Here is an 18353-nt window from a genome sequence, read left to right on the forward strand (position 1 = left end):
GCCGTCCGCCGGCGGCGACGAGCGCCATCAGTCGCTCACCTCGGCCGCGAGGAGGTCGGTGGACGCGGTCGTCTCGGGGTGTTCGAGGCGGACGGCGCACTGCTTGAAGTTCGGTTCGTTCGACTGCGGGTCGACCGCGGGGCTGGTGAGTCGGTTGGTCATGGGATGGTGGATAGAGAGCCAGACGAGGCCCGGCGGGACGGCGTCGTCGGGGTCGAGCGTCGCCGGAACCGACGCCCGGCGGGAGACGACGGTGGTTCGGCGGTCGCCCTCGGGGTCGGCGACCGCGTCGCGGTGCGCGTCGATTGTGTCGGGGTGCGCGCGTGCGACCGGCTCGTCCGGCGTGTCGCTTCGCGTGCGGACGCCGGTGTTGTACCCGTCGGCCTCGCGGCCGGTCGTGAGCGTCAGCGGGTACGACTCGTCGGCGGGTTCGGGGAGCGACGGCCCCGAGAGCGCGCTGAACTGCGCCTTCCCCGACGGCGTCGGGAACGACCACGTCGGGTCGTCGGACTCCTCGGCGGCGTCGTAGTAGCGGTAGCCGCCCTCGCTCGTCGGGTCCGGCGCGGGCCAGCGCACGGCGCGCTCGCCGTCGAGTCGCGTGTACGACAGTCCCGAGCAGTCGGCGTCGGTCCCCTCGGTGAGCGCGGCGAACTCGTCGAACAGGTCGCTCGGCGAGACCGACGGCCTCGGGAGCAGTCCGGGCGCGACGCGGGCGGCCACGTCGGCGATGATGTCGAGGTCCTGCCTGACGCCCGGCGGCGTCTCGGTGGCCGCGCGGACCCGCGAGACCGTCCGCTCCATGTTCATCGTGGTCCCCTCGGACTCTCCCCACGTCGCCGCGGGGAGCACCACGTCGGCGAGTTCGACCGTCTCGGACCGGAAGGCGTCCTGCACGACGAGGAACGAGTCTTCGAGGACCTCGCGGGCGGCCGTCGCGTCCGGGAACCCGGCGAGCGGGTTGGTGGCGACGGTCCAGACGACCGACGGCGACGACTCGAACATGCCGACCGGCCCCGGGCCGCTGTCGTCGGGGAGCCGGGAGACGGGCACGTCCCACGCCTCGGCGACGGTCCGGCGGTGGTCCGGGTGTTCGAACGGTCGGTGGCCGGGCCACGTCCCCTTCGAGGAGACCACGCGGGTGCCCATCGAGTTCGCCTGCCCGGTGAGCGAGAAGGGACCGGACCCGGGGCCGAGGTTCCCGGAGGCGAGACAGAGGTTCACGAGCGCGCCGGCGGTCGCGGTGCCCCGGACGCTCTGGTTGACGCCCATGCCCCAGTAGACGAGCGTGGGCGCGTCGAGGAGCGACGCCAGTTTCTCGACCTCGTCGAGGGTGACGCCGGCGTCCGCCGCCGCCTCCTCGACCGGCGGGAGCTCGTCGACGACGCGGTCGAACCCCTCGGTATGTTCCTCGACGAACGCCTCGTCCACGGAGTCGGTTTCGACGAGGCGTCCGAGAATCGCCTGCGCCAGCGCGAGGTCGCCGCCGGGGTCGATGGCGACGTGGTCGTCGGCGACCGCCGCGGTCTTCGTCTCGACGGGGTCGACGACGACGAGGTCGCCGTCGTCGGCCGACTGGCGTATCCACCGGAACATCACCGGGTGGGCGACCGCCGGGTTCGCCCCCCAGACGAGGTGCGTCTCGGCCTCGGGGATGTCGTCGTAGGTCGGCGGCGGCGCGTCGCTCCCGAAGGCGCGGTAGTAGGCCGTGACGGCGCTCGCCATGCAGAGCGTCGTGTTCGCGTCGTAGTTCCGGGTGCCGATACCGCCGCGGGCGAGCTTTCCGAGGGCGTAAGCGGCCTCGTTCGTCTGTTGGCCGCTCCCGAGGACGGCGACCTCGTCGGGGTCGTCGGCCATCGCGTCGTTGATGGCGTCTCCCGCGCGCGTGAGCGCGTCGGACCACGAGGTCTGCCGGAGTTCTCCGTTCTCCCTGACGAGCGGTCGCGTGAGCCACGACCCGTCCGGGTCTGCCGACTCGCGGATGCCGCGGCCGCAGGCCAGCCCGTTGTTCACGGGGTGCGAGGGGTCGCCCCGGACCGCGTCGAGACCGTACGCCGTGTCCGAGCCGAGGTGGACGTGACCGCAGCCGACCGCACAGCGCATGCAGGTCGTCGGGACTTGTTTCGCCACGCGATTCACCACCTACCGTCCGCGTCGAATGTACCGCATTCGGGCAAGTATCCCGTGCCGTTCGTGAATATCATTTCACTTTCTTGGCTCACAGTGGCGGAAGATAACCATAAAGACCTAATCGTTTACGAAGACATATTTTTCCCAATTGTTCTGAAGAAAGAACCAATATACAATCGAATAGAAGGAATATAATCACGTAATCAATCCGTTTTAGAATATATTTTTGAATTATTTTTCTGGAATTAATATCCGATAGCGGTTCAGCGTCTCGTTCCTTGCCATCGAGCCAGTTCGGTCGCGCGCGGCTCCCGGCGGCGCTCCGACGCTCTTATGCGTCTCCCCGGGCAATTTCTGGGGGATGAGTGAACGGGCGCTCGAGGTTGTCGAGTTTCTGCTGACGGCCCACCTCTACACTGACGACCGAACGCTTGACGAAAACGACCTTCCCCCGCGGTATCGGCGCGTCTTCTGGGCGGACGCCGAGGACGACGGCGACGAGGACGACTCGTCGATGGGCGGCATCGAGCGACCGCTCGTCGTGACCGAGTCCGTCGCGCGGAAGGCGACCGGCGTCGAACACCCCTGGGACGCGATTTCAGACCTCATGTTCACCCAGCGTGAGGAGTTCTCCGGGCGTCTCTCGCTGACCCAACCCGAGATGGCGCTGGAGTGGTTCGTCAAGCGAGCCGACCACGACCGGCTCGTGACGAATCCGACCGTCGCCAAGTCGGTCGAGGACCGCGACGACGTGGACGTGACCCACGCGGACGCGAGGGAACAGACCCGGCCGATTCACGCCGACCGCGTGTGGATAGACAGCCTGCTCGACGAGTACTTCGACGACGAGGACGACGCGGAGATGCTCGACCTCGTGCAGGTCCGCGCGCCCGAGGAAATCGAGATGACCCTCGACGACCTCGTGCTCACGACGGACCAAGAGGGCGAGATTCACAAGCTGATGAAGGCCATCGAGCACCGCGAGTACCTCGCGGACATCGGCCTCCGCGAAATCGGGAAAATACTGTTCGTCGGGCCGCCGGGGACCGGCAAGACCACCGTCTCGCGGGCGCTCGCCCACGAGCTCGGCCTCCCGTTCGTCGAGGTGAAGCTCTCGATGATAACGAGCCAGTACCTCGGCGAGACGGCCAAGAACGTCGAGAAGACCTTCGAGGTCGCAAAGCGGCTGTCGCCGTGTATCCTCTTTATCGACGAGTTCGACTCGGTGGCGAAGACCCGCCGGTCCGACGAGCACGCGGCGCTCAAGCGCGCGGTCAACACGCTGCTCAAGAGCATCGACGACATCTCGCTGATTCGCGACGAGGTCATCCTCATCGGCGCGACCAACCACCCCGACCAGCTCGACTCGGCGGCGTGGCGGCGCTTCGACGAGATCGTCAACTTCCCCAAGCCGGACCGCGGGATGCGCGCCGACATCCTCCGGGTCATCACGAACCGGATGGACATCGACGAGTTCGACCCCTCGGCCATCGCCGACGTGACGGAGGGCCTCACCGGCTCCGACCTCCGACTCGTCCTCCGCGAGGCCGTCCTCGAAGCGCTCACCGAAGAGCGGATGGAACTCACGCAGGAGGACCTGCTTGAGGCCGTCGCCGACTTCGAGGAGCGCGACAACCTGAAGAACCTCGACATGATGTCCGACTCGTCGGAACTCGTCGCGGGGTCGGCGTCCGGAGACGGTCACGACCACAGTCACGACCACGACCACGCGGACGAACACGAGGGCGAGACGCAGAAGGACGCCGGCGCGGCGCAGTAAGGCCGCTTTTCTGACAAAACATTTACTAGTGGACCGCAAACGACGAGCCGATGCCCTCCAGTAGACGCCGATTCGTTCGGACAGTCGCGGCGGGCGGGGTTCTGACGGCGCTCTCCGGATGTACATCGGACCCCAAACCGTCCACCGCGACGCCCCTTCCCGAACCCGAGTCGAACCCTGCGCCCGCCACTGGAGACCCGATTACACTCTCGCGCGACTACCGGGGGTCGTCGAAGTACGACTACTATCCGGATACTTCGGAGGTTCGACGACGCACCGGCTATCGCAAACACGTGAACGAGTCGGGTACGACGAAAGAGCCGGTATACGAGCGCGAACCAGCATCGTCGTGGGTGACGCGAGTCGGCGGGACCGTCGCGGGAGCCGAGGCGATGACGACGGTGCGAGAGCGACTCGGCGTGGAGTCGTTAGATAACATCAGCCGAGGGATTGGATACGACGACGGAGAGGCGAGGCGAGTGATGCTCGGCTACGAGGTGTGGCCGAATCGGAGCGGTGAAACGCGAACGCCGTCCGTCGAATTCGAGGCGCTCGTCTCGGCGGTTCCGCGTACGGTTACTGCAGACTTCCAGTTCGAAGCGACGACGCTCTCGGCGACGTTCCACCCCGTGGTCGAATTCCGGCAGATGTACCGGTCCTGACTCGCCGCGGTCGGCCACGTTTATACCTCGCCGCCCCCGTGGTTGAGTCAATGCGCGTGACCCTCCTCGGGACCGGCGACACGACCGGCACGCCCACCGTCGGGTGCGACTGCGAGACCTGCCTCGCGGCCCGCGAGCGAGGCATCGAGCGGACGCGCTTTTCGGTCCACGTGCAAAACGAGCGGACCGGCGAGTCGCTCCTCGTTGACTTCAGCCCCGACTTCCGCCACCAGTTTCTCACGCAGGAGGTGCCGCTTCCCGACGAGGCGCTCGTCACCCACATCCACTTCGACCACCTCGACGGCCTCGGGAACGTCTACCGCCTCCTCGACGACCTTTCGGTCCACGCCGCCGACGAGGTCGACCCGGTCACAGGCGAGAGCGTCGCCGACGCGATTCGCTCGAAGTTCGACTACCTCGACCGCATCTCGGTCGAAGACCGGACGCCGTTCGAGTCGTTCCGCGCCTGCGGCCTCGACGTGACGCTCGTGCCGGTCGTCCACCCGCCGCTGGTCTGTTACGGCGTCGCCATCGAGGACCCCGAGACGGGCGCGAAGCTCTCGCTTTCGGGCGATTCCACCTACGCCATCCCCGAGGAGTCCCGCGACGTGCTCCGCGACCCGGACCTGCTCCTCGCCGAGGCCATCGTCCCCGCGTCGGTCTGCGAGTACCACCCCATCGGCGGCGACGACTACGACGAAAACGGGGTCGCGCGGACCTTCGGCACGAAGCACATGACCCGCGAGGGGGCCATCGCGCTCGGCGAGGAACTCGACGCCGACGAAACGCGCCTCGTCCACGTGGCGCACTACTACCCCGCCGACGAGGCGTTCGAAGACCCGCTGGCGGTCGACGGCGAGGTGTACGAACTGTGAAGCTCCGAACTATCGCCGAGGACAAGGCGTTCAAGTACCTCGTGGTCGCCGGCTTCGCCGCGGCCGCGACGAACTTCGGCCTAACCTACTTCGATACGGGGCGACTCGACTTCTTCGGGGCCGCCCTGCAGTTCGCCCTCGTCGTCGTCATCGGCGTCGCGCTCGTCACCTACTGGAACTACATGGAGCGGCGGGCTGACGCGGAGTGAGGGTCGCTTCGACGCCCCGGCGTCTCTGTCAGACGAACCGGTCGAGTCCCGACTGTCTGCGGACCGCGCCGGGCGGGTCGGCAATCCAGCCCGTCCGCGACTCGCGGAGGCCGTCGCGGTCCAGTTCGGGCGGGTCGGCCGCCTCGAACGCCGGGCAGTCCGCGCCGCACTCGGAGCCGGGGTCGACCACGCGGCCGAAGTGGGCGCAGACCGGGCGGCCGTCGGCGTCGACGCGGGCGTTGGCACAGCCCGGCAGGTCGTACGCGCGCCATCCCTTTCCGTAGGCGCGCTCGGCGAGTCGGAGGCGGGCGGTTCGCTTTTCGGCGGGCGAGACGAGCGCCACGTCGGTGTGCAGCGAGTGGTATTCGACGGGTTCGACGCCGGTCGAGTCGGGCGAAAGCGGGCGGGGGTCGCGGACGACCTCCCGGTCGCCGGTGTCGGGGTCGAAGCGCCAGACGCCGACCTCCTCGGGGATGCGGTTGAGGTGCGCGCCGGTGACGTAGCTCTCGGTCGTGAGAATCACCTCGTCGAAGACCGCGAGGCTCGCGTCGAGGCGGAGCTGTCGGAGCAGGTCGCCGGGGGTCCCGAGGTCGGGTTTGTTCTCGATGCCGACGAGCCGGGCGAACCAGTCGTCGGGATAGCGGGCGGCGCGGCGGACGTACTCCCTGCTCCGGCGGCGCTCGGACTCGAAAAAGCCGACGTCGACGGCGCGGTCGGTGGCGCGTCGGGCGCGGCCGGGACGGCAGTCGAAGCCGTCGCGCCAGAAGACGGCGCTCCCGGCTCCGACGTCGCTCTCGATGGCTGCCGCGGGAATCGCGCGGTCGGTGATGCGGGCGCGCTCGTCGAATCCCGGCCCCGGGACGACGGCGCACACGTCGATGATGCGGCTCCCCGGCGAGGCGACCGACGCGCCGAGTTGGCGCGCGGGGAGCCAGTCCGTCGTCTGTTCGAGGTGGGCGCAGAGCGCCAGTTCGAAGGCGAACTCCGAGGGCGACGACACCGGTGCGGGCACGTGAGGCGCTCGGAGACGGAGCGGCAAAAAGGTCGCTCCCACGGCCGCCGGGTCGTGTCGGTGTTCTCGCATCTGATTCTCGGGGAGGTACCTATTTGAGACAGAGCGCGGCAGTACTGACCGATGAAGGGGGAAAACAACGAAACCCACAGTATCAGGCGGAGAGCGTACCTCGGTATCGCGGCCAGCGCGGGACTCGCGGGTCTCGCGGGCTGTAGCTCCGGAATGACCGCGAGCGCCGCGCGGGCACCGCCGCAGGTTCCCGAGGCGGCGCTCGAAGCCGGCGGCTGGGAGTACATCGGGGGACACTCTCTTGACCCGGCCTTCGAGCAGTCGATCGGTCCGGCGAGCGTCTCCGCGGCGTTCGAGACGGTCGTCTACGAGGACATGGACCTCTCGGAGGAGCTGAAGGAGAAGACGCTCGGGCAGGCCGAGGGGCAGTTCTCGCTGTTCTTCGCGACGCGCGTGACGCTCGACCCGAGCCTGTCGAACCTCCCGAAGGAGGTCCGGGGGACGGTCGTCGACTTGGTCGAAGACCACGCGCGGAAGAACTACGAGGGACAGTTAGAAGACGTGGACGTCACGGACATCGAACAGACGGGCACGCGGTCGACGACGGTCGACACCGGCGAGTCGGCGCGCGTGACCGAGTACGAGGCCACCATCGCCTTCGACGAGATTACGTTCCCGTTCACCGACGAACGGGAGTTCACCATCGAGGGCCAGGAGTTCGACGTCAGCGGGATGCTGGCCGTCTGGGAACACGACGGGACGATTCTCGTCGCCGGCGGCGCACACCCCGGCGAGAACATCGAACTCAGCGTGACCAAGGAGCCGACCGAGGCCATCGAGGTCTCGGTCGACATCGACCTCGGGCTCACGCCCGACGCCTACCGCGAGGAGCTTCAGTCGCTCGTCGCGGGCGTTGAATAACCGGCGAAGCCGGGGGCCGACAGCGGTTCGAGGGGTTACTCGAATCGGTCCGCGAACCGTCGTGCTGGGGGGCACGACGAACCATTTTTCGGAGCGTCGCCGGGACCGGGAGACGCCGCTGAGTCACCGCGCGCGGTGTGTGACCGCCCGACGCGGCCACAGCGCCGCCGCTCCGAGAACAGCACCTTTATCAGTCGTTCGGAGCCAAGTTCACGCAAGATTACTCTCAGGAGGTCAATGGTGACGAAAAACCCACAACAACCGGAGGTGAACATCGGACTCGTCGGTCACGTCGACCACGGAAAGACGACGCTCGTCCAGGCGTTGTCCGGCTCGTGGACGGACCAGCACTCGGAGGAGATGAAGCGCGGTATCTCCATCCGGCTGGGGTACGCCGACGCGACGTTCCGTCAGATTCCCGGCGCCGACGCGCCGGAGTGTTACACGGTCGAAGAGGAGACCGAAGACGGCGAGGAGACGGACGTACTCCGTACCGTCTCGTTCGTCGACGCGCCCGGCCACGAGACGCTCATGGCGACCATGCTCTCTGGTGCCGCCATCATGGACGGGGCCATCCTGCTCGTGAGCGCGACCGAGGACGTGCCGCAGGCCCAGACGGCCGAGCACCTGATGGCGCTCGATATCATCGGCATCGAGAACATCGTCATCGCGCAGAACAAGGTCGACCTCGTCGACCGCGAGCGCGCCCTCGACAACTACGAACAGATCAAGGAGTTCGTGGAGGGAACGGTGGCCGAGGACGCGCCAATCGTCCCCATCAGCGCCCAACAGGAGGTCAACCTCGACCTCCTCATCGAGGCCATCGAGGAGGAGATTCCGACGCCCGACCGCGACGAGACCGAAGACAGCCGGATGTTCGTCGCGCGCAGTTTCGACATCAACCGCCCGGGGACGACCTGGGAGGGACTCTCGGGCGGCGTCATCGGCGGCAGCGTCGTCGCCGGCAAGCTCGACGAAGGCGACGAACTCGAACTCCGTCCCGGCCGCGAGGTCGACGAGGAGGGCCAGACCGAGTGGCGCTCCATCACGACCGAGGTCCGCTCGCTGCAGGCGGGCGGCAACATGGTCGACGAGGTCCGCCCCGGCGGTCTCTGCGGCGTCGGGACCGGTCTCGACCCGAGCTTCACGAAGGGCGACGCGCTCGCGGGACAGGTCGCCGGCGAGCCCGGCACGCTCCCGCCGACGCGCGAGCAGTTCACCATGGACGTGGAACTGCTCGACCGCGTCGTCGGCGGCGAGGAAGACGAGGGTATCGACGAGATATCCACCGGCGAGCCCCTGATGCTCACCGTCGGCACCGCGACCACGGTCGGCGCGGTGACGAGCGCGCGAAGCGGCGAGGCGGAAGTCTCGCTCAAGCGCCCCGTCTGCGCCGCCGAGGGAGCGAAGATAGCCATCAACCGTCGCGTGGGCGCTCGCTGGCGGCTCATCGGTATCGGGACGCTCAAGTGACGTGACCGCCACCGTAGTCGTCATGGACACGAACGCGCTCATGATGCCGGTCGAACTCGACGTCCGCGTGTTCGACGAACTCGACCGGCTCCTCGCGGCCGACGCGGACCTCGTGGTCCCCACGGCCGTCCTCGACGAGCTGGAGAAGCTCTCGTCGGGCGGCGGGACCGAAGGCGTCGCGGCGAGCGTGGGCGCGGACCTGGCGACCCGGTGCCGAGCGGTCGAAACCGAGGAAACGTACGCCGACGACGCGGTCGTCGAACTCGCCGAATCGGGCGAGGTCGACTACGTCGTCACGAACGACAAGCCCCTCCGTGACCGGGTGCTCGACTGCGGGATTCCCGTCGTCGGCATCCGGGGGCACGCCACGCTGGCAATCACGGAACCTTAACGAAACTATGTACAAACGGGTACGACTCAAAGATACAGTCGAAGTCCCACCCCGACACCTGGGCGACGTGACGCCCGAGCGGGTCAAGCGACTGTTGCAGGACAAGTTGGAAGGACGGATGGACGAGGACGTGGGGAGCGTCGTGAGCGTCGTGAACGTCAACGACATCGGCGAGGGCACCGTGCTGCCCAACCGCCCCGGCGTCTACTACGAGGCCGATTTCGACGCCATCACCTACGACCCCGACATGCAGGAGGTCGTCGACGGCATCGTGGTCGAGGTCGTCGAGTTCGGTGCCTTCGTCGGCATCGGCCCGGTCGACGGGCTGCTGCACGTCTCGCAGATATCCGACGAATACCTCGCCTACGACGGCGAGAACCAGCAGCTCGCGTCGACCGAGTCCAACCAGACGCTCGCCGTCGACGACGAGGTGCGCGCCCGCATCGTCACCAAGAGCATCGACGAGCGCAACCCGCGCGACTCGAAGATCGGCCTCACGGCCAAACAGCCGGGGCTCGGCAAGCACGGCTGGCTCGAATCGAAGCGCCAGCAGAGCGAGGCCTCGGCGGAGGGTAACTGATGGCGAAGCCCCGTCTCGCCTGCCGCGAGTGCCACTTCGTCAACGACCCGGACAAACAGACGTGCGAGAACTGCGGGTCGAGCAGTCTCACCGAGGACTGGGCGGGCTACGTCGTCATCACCCACCCCGAAGACAGCGAAATCGCCACCGAGATGAACGTCACCGAACCCGGCGGCTACGCGCTCAAGGTCCGCTGAGGATGCTCACCCTGCCGGCGGCGCTTCGGGCGGCGTTCAAAGAGCCGTTCGGCCCGGTGTACACCGAGGCCGACGACCTCCTCGCAGACGCATCCAGCGAGGGCGCGGGCGCGCCGCTCGTCGCCGTCGGCGACGTCGTCACCTTCCACCTCCGCCGCGCCGGTCGCCCGCCGGACGTGGCCGTCGTCGACGGCAAAACGAAACGCGAGGCCGTCGGCAAGGAGATTCGGCAGGCGGTCGAGACCGGCCGCCTCGTCGAGGTCGAAAACGAACCGGGAACCGTCTCCGTCGCCCTCGTCGAGGCGCTCGTGGCCGCGCTCGACGACCCCGAGCCGACGACGCTGCTCGTCGCGGGCGAAGAGGACCTCGCCACGCTCCCGGCGGTGCTCGCCGCGCCCGTCGGCTCGACGGTCGTCTACGGCCAACCCGACGAGGGAATGGTCCGCGTCGCCGTCACCGACGCGACCAAGACCGAGATGCGGGACCTCCTCGCGCGGTTCGACGGCGACTTCGACGCCGTCGTCGCCCCCATCGACGCCTGAGACGCGGGCGCGCTCGTCCCTTCGAAATCCTTTTACTTGCTTCGGGGGGAATTACAGGTAACTGAACCATGGATATCGAAATCATCTCCGAGGAGGAGAACCCCATGTTGCACCGGACGGACGTTCGATTCGAGATCGTCCACGAGGAAGCGACGCCGTCTCGTCTGTCGGTCCGCGACTCGCTCGCGGCCAAGTTGAACAAGGACTCCGACGAGGTCGTCGTCCACGAACTCGACACGAAGTTCGGCATGCGCAAGACCGCGGGCTACGCGAAGGTCTACGAGAGCCCCGAGTTCGCGCGCGACGTCGAACAGGACCACATGCTCGAACGCAACAAGATCACCGACGCCGACGCCGAAGTCGAAGCCGAAGAGGCGTAATCCCGGCTTCGAACCGTCGTTTCTTCACACTCGATGCGCATTCTCGGAATCGAAGGTACAGCGTGGGCCGCGAGCGCAGCGGTTTTCGAGACCGACGACCCCGACGCGCTCCGCTCCGGGACCGGGCGGACGCCCGACCCCGCGGCCGACCACGTCTTCATCGAATCTGACCCCTACCAGCCGGACAGCGGCGGCATCCACCCGCGCGAGGCCGCAGAACACATGGGGAGCGCCGTCCCCGAAGTCGTCGAGACCGCGCTCGAACACGCCGCGGCGCGGCACGACGGCGACGGCCCCGTCGTCGACGGCGTCGCCTTCTCCCGCGGCCCCGGTCTCGGGCCGTGTCTCCGCATCGTCGGCACGGCGGCCCGGTCGGTCGCCCAGACGCTCGACGTGCCGTTGCTGGGCGTCAACCACATGGTCGCGCACCTCGAAATCGGTCGCTACCAGTCCGGCTTCGACTCCCCGGTCTGTCTGAACGCCTCGGGCGCGAACGCCCACCTCTTGGGCTACCACAACGGTCGCTACCGCGTCCTCGGCGAGACGATGGACACCGGCGTCGGCAACGCTCTCGACAAGTTCACCCGCCACGTCGGCTGGACCCACCCCGGCGGCCCGAAGGTCGAGGCGGCCGCGGCGGACGGCGACTACGTCGAACTGCCGTACGTCGTCAAGGGGATGGACTTCTCGTTTTCCGGCATCATGAGCGCCGCGAAGGACGAGGCGGACGCGGGCACGCCCGTCCCCGACATCTGCGCCGGCCTCCAGGAGACCGTCTTCGCGATGCTCGCCGAGGTGGCCGAGCGCGCGCTGTCGCTGACGGGGACGGACGAACTCGTCCTCGGCGGCGGCGTGGGCCAGAACGCCCGCCTGCGCGAGATGCTCGCGGAGATGTGCGACCAGCGCGGGGCGAAGTTCTACGCGCCCGAACCGCGGTTCCTCCGCGACAACGCAGGCATGATAGCCGCCCTCGGCGCGCGGATGCTCGCCGCGGGCGACACGCTCGCGGTCGAGGAGTCCACCGTGGACCCGAACTTCCGACCCGACCAAGTGGCCGTGACGTGGCGCGGCGCGGACGAGTCGGTCGCTCGCGCCCACACGGACGACGGCGCGATTCGCGGGGCCGAGGCGACCGTCGATATCGGCTCCGACGAGGTCGTCAAGCGGCGCGTGCCGAAGACGTACCGCCACCCGGAACTGGACGAGAGAATCCGCCGCGAGCGGACCAAAGCCGAGGCGCGGCTGACGAGCGACGCCCGGCGCGCCGGCGTTCGGACGCCCGTCATTCGGGACATCGACCCCGTCGAGGGCGTCATCACGTTCCAGCGGGTCGGCGACGCCGACCTCGCGGAGCGCCTCGACGCCGAGGCCGTCCGCGTCGTCGGCGAGTACCTCGCGCGACTCCACGAGGCCGGTATCGTCCACGGCGACCCGACGACGCGGAACGTCCGGGTCGGAGCGGGGCCGGACGGCGACCCGCGCGTGTACCTCATCGACTTCGGCCTCGGCTTCCACACGGGTCACGTCGAGGACCACGCGATGGACCTCCACGTCTTCGCTCAGAGCGTCGAGGGCACCGCAGACGACGCCGACCCGCTTCTCGACGCGCTCGAAGCGGGCTACGAGGCCGTCGGCTCCGAGGAGGTCATCGCCCGGTTGCGAGAAGTCGAGTCCCGCGGCCGGTACCGATAGTCGGCGCGGACACCTCGCCGGAAGGCCAAAACGATTTATCCCGAGCCGGCGTATTCGTCTCACATGGCAGACAAACCGCAGCGCGGAACGCTTTTCGGCATCCCGTACAACTTCGAGCGACCGAGCGCCGGTCGACTGCTCTCGTCGTACTGGCAGCCCGGCAAGGGCATGCTGGTCGAGAAGCCGTTCGGCATCGGCTACACGCTGAACCTCGCGAGCTGGCGGTCGTGGGTCGTCCTCCTCGTCGCCGGCGGCCTCCTCTGGAACGAGCGCCAGAAGGCGGAGGAGACAGAAGAGGAAGCCGAGGCCGACGACGGCCCCGTCGAAGTCATCGTCGACTGAGGCGAAGCGACCGACACCGACGACTTTTCCACGTCCGCCCGCGGAGGGGCGGGCATGCTCCGATACGTCACCACGAACGCGGGGAAGGTCCGCGAGGCGCTTTCGTACCTCGACGACGACGTGACCCAACTCGACTTCGACTACACCGAGGTACAGGCGTCCGACCTCGGCCCCATCGCGGCCCACGGCGCGCGCGAGGCGTACCGCTACGCCGACGAACCGGTGCTCGTGGACGACGCCGGGCTCTTCATCGACGGCTTCGAGGGCTTCCCGGGCCCGTACTCCTCGTACGTCGAAGACACCCTCGGCGTCGAGGCGGTCCACCGACTGGCCGCGGCCGAACTCGACGAGCCCCGGCGGGCCTCCTTCCGATGTGTCCTCGCGTACTGCGACGGCGAGCCCTTCGAGGCGAGTCCGGACCCGATAGACCGCGACGACCGGACCGTCGCGGCCGCCCGCGGCGCGGAGCAGGACGCGGAGGAGACGGAGGCGCTCCCGGTGAAACTCTTTACGGGGAGCGTCAACGGCCGCATCGTCCCGCCGCGCGGCGAGGGCGGCTTCGGCTACGACCCCATCTTCGAACACGACGGCGCGACGTTCGCGGAGATGAGCGCCGAGGAGAAAAACGGCATCTCCCACCGCGGGCGGGCGTTGGCGAAGTTCGCGACGTGGTTTGCTGAGCGAACGGAGTGAGCGAAGCAAACGTCGTCGGGCGCGAAGCGTCCGACGGAAGTACGCCGAGCGGTAGCGAAGCGTCCGACGGAAGTTCGCTGAACGGGAGCGGCCGGCGACCACCGCCACCGGCCGCTACGTTTACCCCGGCGGAGCGACCCCGAGACGCATGGACCCGAGCGACTTCTTCGAGGGCGGGACCGTGACCGTCTCGGCGGCGACCTACGCGGTCGTCAAGACCGAGCGGGGCGACCCGGACGCCTTCGCGACGATTCGAGACGAGAACGAGACGACCGTCGTTGTCGAGGAGGGACAGGTCGACGAGGCGGCCGCCATCGACGTCGAGCGGGGCTGGAAGCGACTCACCTTCGAGATGGTCCTGCCGTTCGAACTCGTCGGCTTTCTGGCGCGGGTCGCGGGCGCGCTCGCCGAGGAGGACATCTCGATATTCGCGCTGTCGGCGTACTCGACCGACCACGTGCTCGTCCCGGGGGGCGACGTGGCGGCGGCCGCGACGAAACTCGAATCGCTCGGCTGTACCGTCGAGCGCGCCGGGACCGACGGCGACGGGAACTAACGTCGAGACTGGTTTGCGAGCGAACAATTTGATACGTTCGGCGTTGACAGACTAGTCGTGATGTTCCCCGACTACGACGAGCCCCTTCCCCTCGTCACCGACCCCTCCAGCGGTATCGACCGCGCGCGCGCCGCCCGATTGACAGCTGACCCTGGCCCCGTCATTCCCCGCAATCGCGGGGGTCGCCACTCAGGCACGACGGGCGCGTACGGGGACGTATGAACCGAGCGAACGTCGTCGCCGCCGGCGCGGCCAGCGGCTACGGAATCGCCGTCTTCGCCGCCATCGCGGTGTTCTTCGGCGACGCCTCGCAGGGCCTCGGTGTCGCCGTCGCGTTCGGCCTCGTGACCGTCCTCGCCATCTTCGCGGTGACGCGCGTCCTCAACGACTGAGCCGACGGGTGGTCGGCGATCCGGCCGGCGCTGGCGACTACGCCCGCGGGTCGCGGTCCGGGCCGGGGTACGACCCGCCTTCGACTTCGACGTAGAGGCTCTCCGGCGCGAACAGCGACGCGAACGCCTTCGGATGGCGAATACTGACCGGGAAGCGACCGCCGAGCGCCGCGCCCGCCCGCGCCGAACTCAGCCGGTCGTCGAACGTGAGGAGGTGCATCGCGCCGCCGCGGTAGGCCGACGCCAGCGCGGGGTTGTCGCCGTCCGGGTGGGAGACGAGTTCGGCCCACGAGTCGACCTTCTCGCGCCAGTCGGCCGCGAGGTCGGCGTCCGCGAGCGACGAGACGACCGCCTCGGTGTCGTCGAGAAGCGGGTCGCTGGCGACGAGCGTCGTCCACGAGTGCCGCCGGAGGTGGTCGAGCGCCGCTCTCGCGGGACCGTCGGCGAGGAGGTCCGCCGCGAGCACGTCGGCGTCGGCGACGACCCGCGCGGGCGAGGGCTCCGTCTCAGGCATCGTCGCCCCGCCGGGCGCGGAGCGCCTCGGTGACGTCGGCTTCGGTGGTCTCGTAGGCGGCGGCGCGGGCGAAGAGCGATTCCCAACTCATGTGCGCTAGGACGGAGGGGTTCGAAAAGAATCCGACGCAACCGATTTCCGGCTCAGGTCGTTTCAAATCCCCGTGATTGAAATCGGTTGTGGTTACATCACATGGGAAACAGTTATTCCCCGTTCGGCGAACCACAATGCATGGCGATAGAGCGACGGCGCTTCCTACAGGCCGCCGGTGTCGGCGCGGTTCTCGGACTGAGCGGATGCACGGGGAACGCGAGTCCCCCGGAGGCGAACAACGAGACTGCGGAGGGCTCCGGCGGGAGCCGAAGCGAGGGCGAGAGCGGCGCGACCCGGGAGCTGACGCTGGCGACGACGACGAGCACGTACGACACGGGGCTGCTCGACGCCCTGAACCCGGTGTTCGAGGAGCAGTTCAACGCCCGGGTGAAGACCATCTCGCAGGGGACCGGCGCGGCCATCGAGACGGCGCGGAACGGCGACGCGGACGTGATTCTCGTCCACGCCCGCGGCGCTGAAGACGAGTTCCTCCGGGACGGCTACGGCGTCAACCGCCGCGACGTGATGTTCAACGACTTCGTCGTCGTCGGGCCGGCCGACGACCCCGCGGGCATCTCGGGGATGGAGAGCGCGACCGACGCCTTTGCGACCATCGCCGAGGCCGAGGCGACGTTCGTCTCCCGCGGCGACGACTCGGGGACGAACAAGAAGGAACTGCTCATCTGGGAGGCCGCCGGCGTCGAGCCGTCGGGAAGGTGGTACCGCGAAATCGGCAAGGGCATGGGCGACACGCTCGTACAGGCCGACCAGTCGGGCGCGTACACGCTCTCGGACCGCGGGACGTTCCTCGCGACGCAGGACAACGTCGACCTCGAAATCCAGGTGCAGGGGCCGCTCAAGGGCGGACCGACCATCCTGAAGAACCCCTACGGCGTCATCCCCGTGAACCCCGCGAAGTACCCCGACGTGAACTACTCGCTGGCGATGGCCTACGCCGGCTTCCTCACGGGGCCCGAGGGACAGGAGATAATCAGCAACTACACGGCGAACGGGTCCCAGCTGTTCTTCCCCAACGCGCTCTCGGAGGAGCCGCAGTTCGGCCAGTACGTCCCCGAGAACTACGACGGCGGGGAGAACGCCTCGTCGTCGGCGTCGGTGTCCGACGCGCAGTTCGAGTCGTGGGTGGCACAGCACGTCCCCGAGGACTTTTAGTCCGGTCGGACCCCACCACCGACCGTGTTCGGCCTCGGCGACCTGAACCTCACCTACCTCGTCAGCATCACGGCCGTCTCGCTGTACGTGAGCACCGCGGCGGTCGCGCTCAGCGCCGCAATCGGCCTGCCCATCTCGCTTTTGGTCGGCTTTCGCGACTTCACCGGGAAGTCCGCCGTGACCTCGCTCATCTCGACCGGCATGGGCTTTCCGAGCGTCGTCGTGGGGCTCGTCGTGCTCTTGGCGCTCTCCCGGTCGGGGCCGCTGGGGGCGTTCGAACTGCTGTTTACGCCCGAGGCGATGATTCTCTCGCAGACCGTCCTCGCGCTTCCCGTCCTCGTGAGCGTCTCGCTGTCGGCGGTCCAGTCGGTCCCGCAGGACCTCAGAGACGCCGCGTTCGCCGCCGGCGGCACCTCGACTGACGTGGCGCTGTTGGTCGTCCGCGAGGCGCGGTACGGCATCGTCACGGCGCTTCTGGCCGCCTACGGCCGCGCCATCAGCGAGGTCGGCTCCGTGCTCATCGTCGGCGGCAACATCGTCTTCTCGGACAGCACGTCGTTCACCCGGACGCTCACGACGGCCATCACCGTCGAGGCGCGGAAGGGGAACATCGAGACTGGCATCGCCCTCGGAGCCATCCTGCTCGCGCTCGTCCTCGGCGTGAACGCCCTCGGCGCGCGGTTCCGCGACCGGACTCCCGGACGGAACGGGAGGGGACGATGACGGCCGGGCTCCACGGTGGCGGGGAGTCCGACGGGTCCGACTCCACATCGACCGGCGCGCGGCACGGTCGGACTCGGCTCGCGGCCCGCGACCTCAGCCACGGTTTCGGCGACGGCGCGGTGCTGGACGACGTCTCGCTCGCCGTCGAACCGGGCGAAATTCTCGCCGTCGTCGGTCCCTCGGGGACGGGGAAGACGACGCTCTTCCGACTGCTCGCCATGTTCGAGCGTCCCGACGAGGGGACGGTCGAAGTCGGCGGCGACGACGTGTGGGACCTCCCGGAGGCTCGCCGGCTGGCGGTCAGACGCCGGGTCGGGATGGCGTTCCAGACCCGGAGCCTCTTTTCGACGACGGTCGCGGAGAACGTCTCCTACGGGCTCCGCGTCCGCCGACCGTGGTCGGCTCGCGTCCGCGACGCGGTAGCGGGGCTGTTCGGCCGCGACGAGCGCGCAGACACCGTCGGCGACGCCCTTCGGACCGTCGGCATGTTCGACAAGGTCGACCGCGACGCCGGCTCGCTGTCGGCCGGGGAGGCCCAGCGCGTCGCCATCGCTCGCGCGCTCGCGCCCGACCCCGACGTGTTACTGCTGGACGAGCCGACCTCGAACCTCGACCCGCGGAACACCGCCGCCATCGAGTCGGCGATGCGCGCGGCCAGAGACCGCGGCATCGCCGTCGCGCTCGCCACCCACGACATGCAGCAGGCCCGGCGGGTGTCGGACCGGACGGCCGTCATCCTCGGCGGGACGTGCATCGAATCGGGGGCGACCGACGCGGTGTTCGAGTCGCCGGACGACGACCGGGTCCGCCAGTTCGTCGAGGGGAAACTCGTCTACTGAACGCGGGGCGTCAGCCGCGGTCTCGTCACCGGTATAACAGCAGATTTTGCGTGTAGATGGCGTGTGACCCCCGTCTGACGCAGATTTAAGGTTCCCCGTACGTACCCGAGGATGGGGCGCGCATTCGGCCTCAGTTCCCATCCTCCCACCGGCGCGCCCGGCACGAAAACCACCA

Annotated in this window: 22 protein-coding genes; 19 read left to right on the top strand and 3 right to left on the bottom strand. The window is 68.5% G+C overall.

What is annotated here, in order from left to right; genetic code table 11:
- Nucleotides 1-27: 27 nt before the first annotated feature.
- Complete coding sequence (gene nasA / locus NDI65_RS17090) at nt 28-2139, bottom strand: assimilatory nitrate reductase NasA (RefSeq protein WP_089776898.1); 2112 nt, start codon at nt 2137-2139, stop codon at nt 28-30.
- Between the two features lie 349 nt (nt 2140-2488).
- Here nasA and NDI65_RS17095 point away from each other — a divergent pair, with 349 nt between their 5' ends.
- Genes NDI65_RS17095 through NDI65_RS17110 form a run of 4 tightly spaced genes read left to right on the top strand, consistent with a single transcriptional unit; the run spans nt 2489 to nt 5653 of the window.
- Nucleotides 2489-3907, top strand: a complete 1419-nt coding sequence (locus NDI65_RS17095; protein WP_089776899.1) for an ATP-binding protein — start codon at nt 2489-2491, stop codon at nt 3905-3907.
- A 50-nt stretch (nt 3908-3957) separates the two neighbouring features.
- Nucleotides 3958-4569: a twin-arginine translocation signal domain-containing protein gene (locus NDI65_RS17100; RefSeq protein ID WP_310893875.1), complete on the top strand. Its 612-nt coding sequence runs from the start codon at nt 3958-3960 to the stop codon at nt 4567-4569.
- Between the two features lie 50 nt (nt 4570-4619).
- Complete coding sequence (locus NDI65_RS17105; RefSeq protein ID WP_089776901.1) at nt 4620-5444, top strand: MBL fold metallo-hydrolase; 825 nt, start codon at nt 4620-4622, stop codon at nt 5442-5444.
- Entirely contained in the window at nt 5441-5653 is a 213-nt protein-coding gene (locus tag NDI65_RS17110) for a hypothetical protein (protein WP_089776902.1), read from the top strand. The genes NDI65_RS17105 and NDI65_RS17110 overlap by 4 nt, the downstream gene beginning before the upstream one ends.
- 28 nt (nt 5654-5681) lie before the next feature.
- Here the strand turns inward: NDI65_RS17110 and NDI65_RS17115 are convergent, their stop codons facing one another.
- Nucleotides 5682-6665 carry a DUF5787 family protein gene (locus tag NDI65_RS17115; RefSeq protein ID WP_310893876.1) on the bottom strand — a complete coding sequence of 328 codons (984 nt, stop codon included), beginning with the start codon at nt 6663-6665 and terminating at the stop codon, nt 5682-5684.
- A gap of 225 nt (nt 6666-6890) precedes the next feature.
- Between NDI65_RS17115 and NDI65_RS17120 the strand changes: the two genes are divergently transcribed.
- The 12 genes from NDI65_RS17120 (at nt 6891) to NDI65_RS17175 (ending at nt 14836) form a co-directional block, all read left to right on the top strand.
- A complete protein-coding gene (locus NDI65_RS17120) occupies nt 6891-7598 on the top strand; it encodes a hypothetical protein (protein ID WP_089777294.1) in 708 nt (235 codons plus the stop codon).
- Nucleotides 7599-7835: 237 nt separating this feature from the next.
- The gene (locus NDI65_RS17125; protein WP_089776903.1) at nt 7836-9071 is read left to right on the top strand and encodes a translation initiation factor IF-2 subunit gamma; all 1236 of its coding nucleotides are present in this window, start codon (nt 7836-7838) and stop codon (nt 9069-9071) included.
- Nucleotides 9072-9093: 22 nt separating this feature from the next.
- Nucleotides 9094-9462, top strand: coding sequence for a twitching motility protein PilT (locus NDI65_RS17130; protein WP_089777295.1), 369 nt, complete (start codon nt 9094-9096; stop codon nt 9460-9462).
- 7 nt (nt 9463-9469) lie between these two features.
- Nucleotides 9470-10042: a DNA-directed RNA polymerase gene (locus NDI65_RS17135; protein WP_004041780.1), complete on the top strand. Its 573-nt coding sequence runs from the start codon at nt 9470-9472 to the stop codon at nt 10040-10042.
- On the top strand, nt 10042-10239 hold the full coding sequence (gene spt4, locus NDI65_RS17140) for a transcription elongation factor subunit Spt4 (protein ID WP_004041779.1): 198 nt from the start codon (nt 10042-10044) through the stop codon (nt 10237-10239). Before NDI65_RS17135 ends, spt4 begins: the two co-directional genes overlap by 1 nt.
- Before the next feature lie 2 nt (nt 10240-10241).
- Nucleotides 10242-10781, top strand: a complete 540-nt coding sequence (locus NDI65_RS17145) for a GTP-dependent dephospho-CoA kinase family protein (protein WP_089776904.1) — start codon at nt 10242-10244, stop codon at nt 10779-10781.
- A 68-nt stretch (nt 10782-10849) separates the two neighbouring features.
- Nucleotides 10850-11161 carry a 30S ribosomal protein S24e gene (locus NDI65_RS17150; protein WP_004967452.1) on the top strand — a complete coding sequence of 104 codons (312 nt, stop codon included), beginning with the start codon at nt 10850-10852 and terminating at the stop codon, nt 11159-11161.
- A gap of 33 nt (nt 11162-11194) precedes the next feature.
- A complete protein-coding gene (locus NDI65_RS17155; RefSeq protein WP_089776905.1) occupies nt 11195-12853 on the top strand; it encodes a bifunctional N(6)-L-threonylcarbamoyladenine synthase/serine/threonine protein kinase in 1659 nt (552 codons plus the stop codon).
- A 63-nt stretch (nt 12854-12916) separates the two neighbouring features.
- Entirely contained in the window at nt 12917-13195 is a 279-nt protein-coding gene (locus NDI65_RS17160) for a DUF5808 domain-containing protein (RefSeq protein ID WP_007276153.1), read from the top strand.
- Nucleotides 13196-13249: 54 nt separating this feature from the next.
- A complete protein-coding gene (locus tag NDI65_RS17165; protein WP_089776906.1) occupies nt 13250-13888 on the top strand; it encodes a non-canonical purine NTP pyrophosphatase in 639 nt (212 codons plus the stop codon).
- 148 nt (nt 13889-14036) lie between these two features.
- The gene (locus NDI65_RS17170; RefSeq protein ID WP_089776907.1) at nt 14037-14444 is read left to right on the top strand and encodes an ACT domain-containing protein; all 408 of its coding nucleotides are present in this window, start codon (nt 14037-14039) and stop codon (nt 14442-14444) included.
- A 218-nt stretch (nt 14445-14662) separates the two neighbouring features.
- The gene (locus tag NDI65_RS17175; protein WP_167344088.1) at nt 14663-14836 is read left to right on the top strand and encodes a hypothetical protein; all 174 of its coding nucleotides are present in this window, start codon (nt 14663-14665) and stop codon (nt 14834-14836) included.
- 37 nt (nt 14837-14873) lie between these two features.
- On the opposite strand, the gene NDI65_RS17180 is transcribed toward NDI65_RS17175, so the two are convergent.
- A complete protein-coding gene (locus tag NDI65_RS17180) occupies nt 14874-15350 on the bottom strand; it encodes a PIN domain-containing protein (protein ID WP_089776908.1) in 477 nt (158 codons plus the stop codon).
- 231 nt (nt 15351-15581) lie between these two features.
- Between NDI65_RS17180 and NDI65_RS17185 the strand changes: the two genes are divergently transcribed.
- Genes NDI65_RS17185 through NDI65_RS17195 form a run of 3 tightly spaced genes read left to right on the top strand, consistent with a single transcriptional unit; the run spans nt 15582 to nt 18178 of the window.
- Complete coding sequence (locus NDI65_RS17185) at nt 15582-16616, top strand: substrate-binding domain-containing protein (RefSeq protein ID WP_089776909.1); 1035 nt, start codon at nt 15582-15584, stop codon at nt 16614-16616.
- 24 nt (nt 16617-16640) lie between these two features.
- On the top strand, nt 16641-17339 hold the full coding sequence (locus tag NDI65_RS17190; RefSeq protein WP_089776910.1) for an ABC transporter permease: 699 nt from the start codon (nt 16641-16643) through the stop codon (nt 17337-17339).
- Nucleotides 17336-18178, top strand: coding sequence for a phosphate ABC transporter ATP-binding protein (locus tag NDI65_RS17195; protein ID WP_193310917.1), 843 nt, complete (start codon nt 17336-17338; stop codon nt 18176-18178). Before NDI65_RS17190 ends, NDI65_RS17195 begins: the two co-directional genes overlap by 4 nt.
- The last annotated feature ends 175 nt before the right edge of the window (nt 18179-18353 follow it).

This window comes from Haloferax sp. S2CR25 (assembly GCF_031624535.1).
Classification (GTDB): Archaea; Halobacteriota; Halobacteria; order Halobacteriales; family Haloferacaceae; genus Haloferax; species Haloferax massiliensis.

Excerpts from the sequence above, each read along its gene's own strand:
- NDI65_RS17095 (WP_089776899.1), top strand. The coding sequence starts at position 2,489 with ATGAGTGAACGGGCGCTCGAGGTTGTCGAGTTTCTGCTGACGGCCCAC.
- NDI65_RS17100 (WP_310893875.1), top strand. The coding sequence starts at position 3,958 with ATGCCCTCCAGTAGACGCCGATTCGTTCGGACAGTCGCGGCGGGCGGG.
- NDI65_RS17105 (WP_089776901.1), top strand. The coding sequence starts at position 4,620 with ATGCGCGTGACCCTCCTCGGGACCGGCGACACGACCGGCACGCCCACC.
- NDI65_RS17120 (WP_089777294.1), top strand. The coding sequence starts at position 6,891 with ATGACCGCGAGCGCCGCGCGGGCACCGCCGCAGGTTCCCGAGGCGGCG.
- NDI65_RS17125 (WP_089776903.1), top strand. The coding sequence starts at position 7,836 with ATGGTGACGAAAAACCCACAACAACCGGAGGTGAACATCGGACTCGTC.
- NDI65_RS17130 (WP_089777295.1), top strand. The coding sequence starts at position 9,094 with ATGGACACGAACGCGCTCATGATGCCGGTCGAACTCGACGTCCGCGTG.
- NDI65_RS17135 (WP_004041780.1), top strand. The coding sequence starts at position 9,470 with ATGTACAAACGGGTACGACTCAAAGATACAGTCGAAGTCCCACCCCGA.
- spt4 (WP_004041779.1), top strand. The coding sequence starts at position 10,042 with ATGGCGAAGCCCCGTCTCGCCTGCCGCGAGTGCCACTTCGTCAACGAC.
- NDI65_RS17145 (WP_089776904.1), top strand. The coding sequence starts at position 10,242 with ATGCTCACCCTGCCGGCGGCGCTTCGGGCGGCGTTCAAAGAGCCGTTC.
- NDI65_RS17150 (WP_004967452.1), top strand. The coding sequence starts at position 10,850 with ATGGATATCGAAATCATCTCCGAGGAGGAGAACCCCATGTTGCACCGG.
- NDI65_RS17155 (WP_089776905.1), top strand. The coding sequence starts at position 11,195 with ATGCGCATTCTCGGAATCGAAGGTACAGCGTGGGCCGCGAGCGCAGCG.
- NDI65_RS17160 (WP_007276153.1), top strand. The coding sequence starts at position 12,917 with ATGGCAGACAAACCGCAGCGCGGAACGCTTTTCGGCATCCCGTACAAC.
- NDI65_RS17165 (WP_089776906.1), top strand. The coding sequence starts at position 13,250 with ATGCTCCGATACGTCACCACGAACGCGGGGAAGGTCCGCGAGGCGCTT.
- NDI65_RS17170 (WP_089776907.1), top strand. The coding sequence starts at position 14,037 with ATGGACCCGAGCGACTTCTTCGAGGGCGGGACCGTGACCGTCTCGGCG.
- NDI65_RS17175 (WP_167344088.1), top strand. The coding sequence starts at position 14,663 with ATGAACCGAGCGAACGTCGTCGCCGCCGGCGCGGCCAGCGGCTACGGA.
- NDI65_RS17180 (WP_089776908.1), bottom strand. The coding sequence starts at position 15,350 with ATGCCTGAGACGGAGCCCTCGCCCGCGCGGGTCGTCGCCGACGCCGAC.
- NDI65_RS17185 (WP_089776909.1), top strand. The coding sequence starts at position 15,582 with ATGGCGATAGAGCGACGGCGCTTCCTACAGGCCGCCGGTGTCGGCGCG.
- NDI65_RS17195 (WP_193310917.1), top strand. The coding sequence starts at position 17,336 with ATGACGGCCGGGCTCCACGGTGGCGGGGAGTCCGACGGGTCCGACTCC.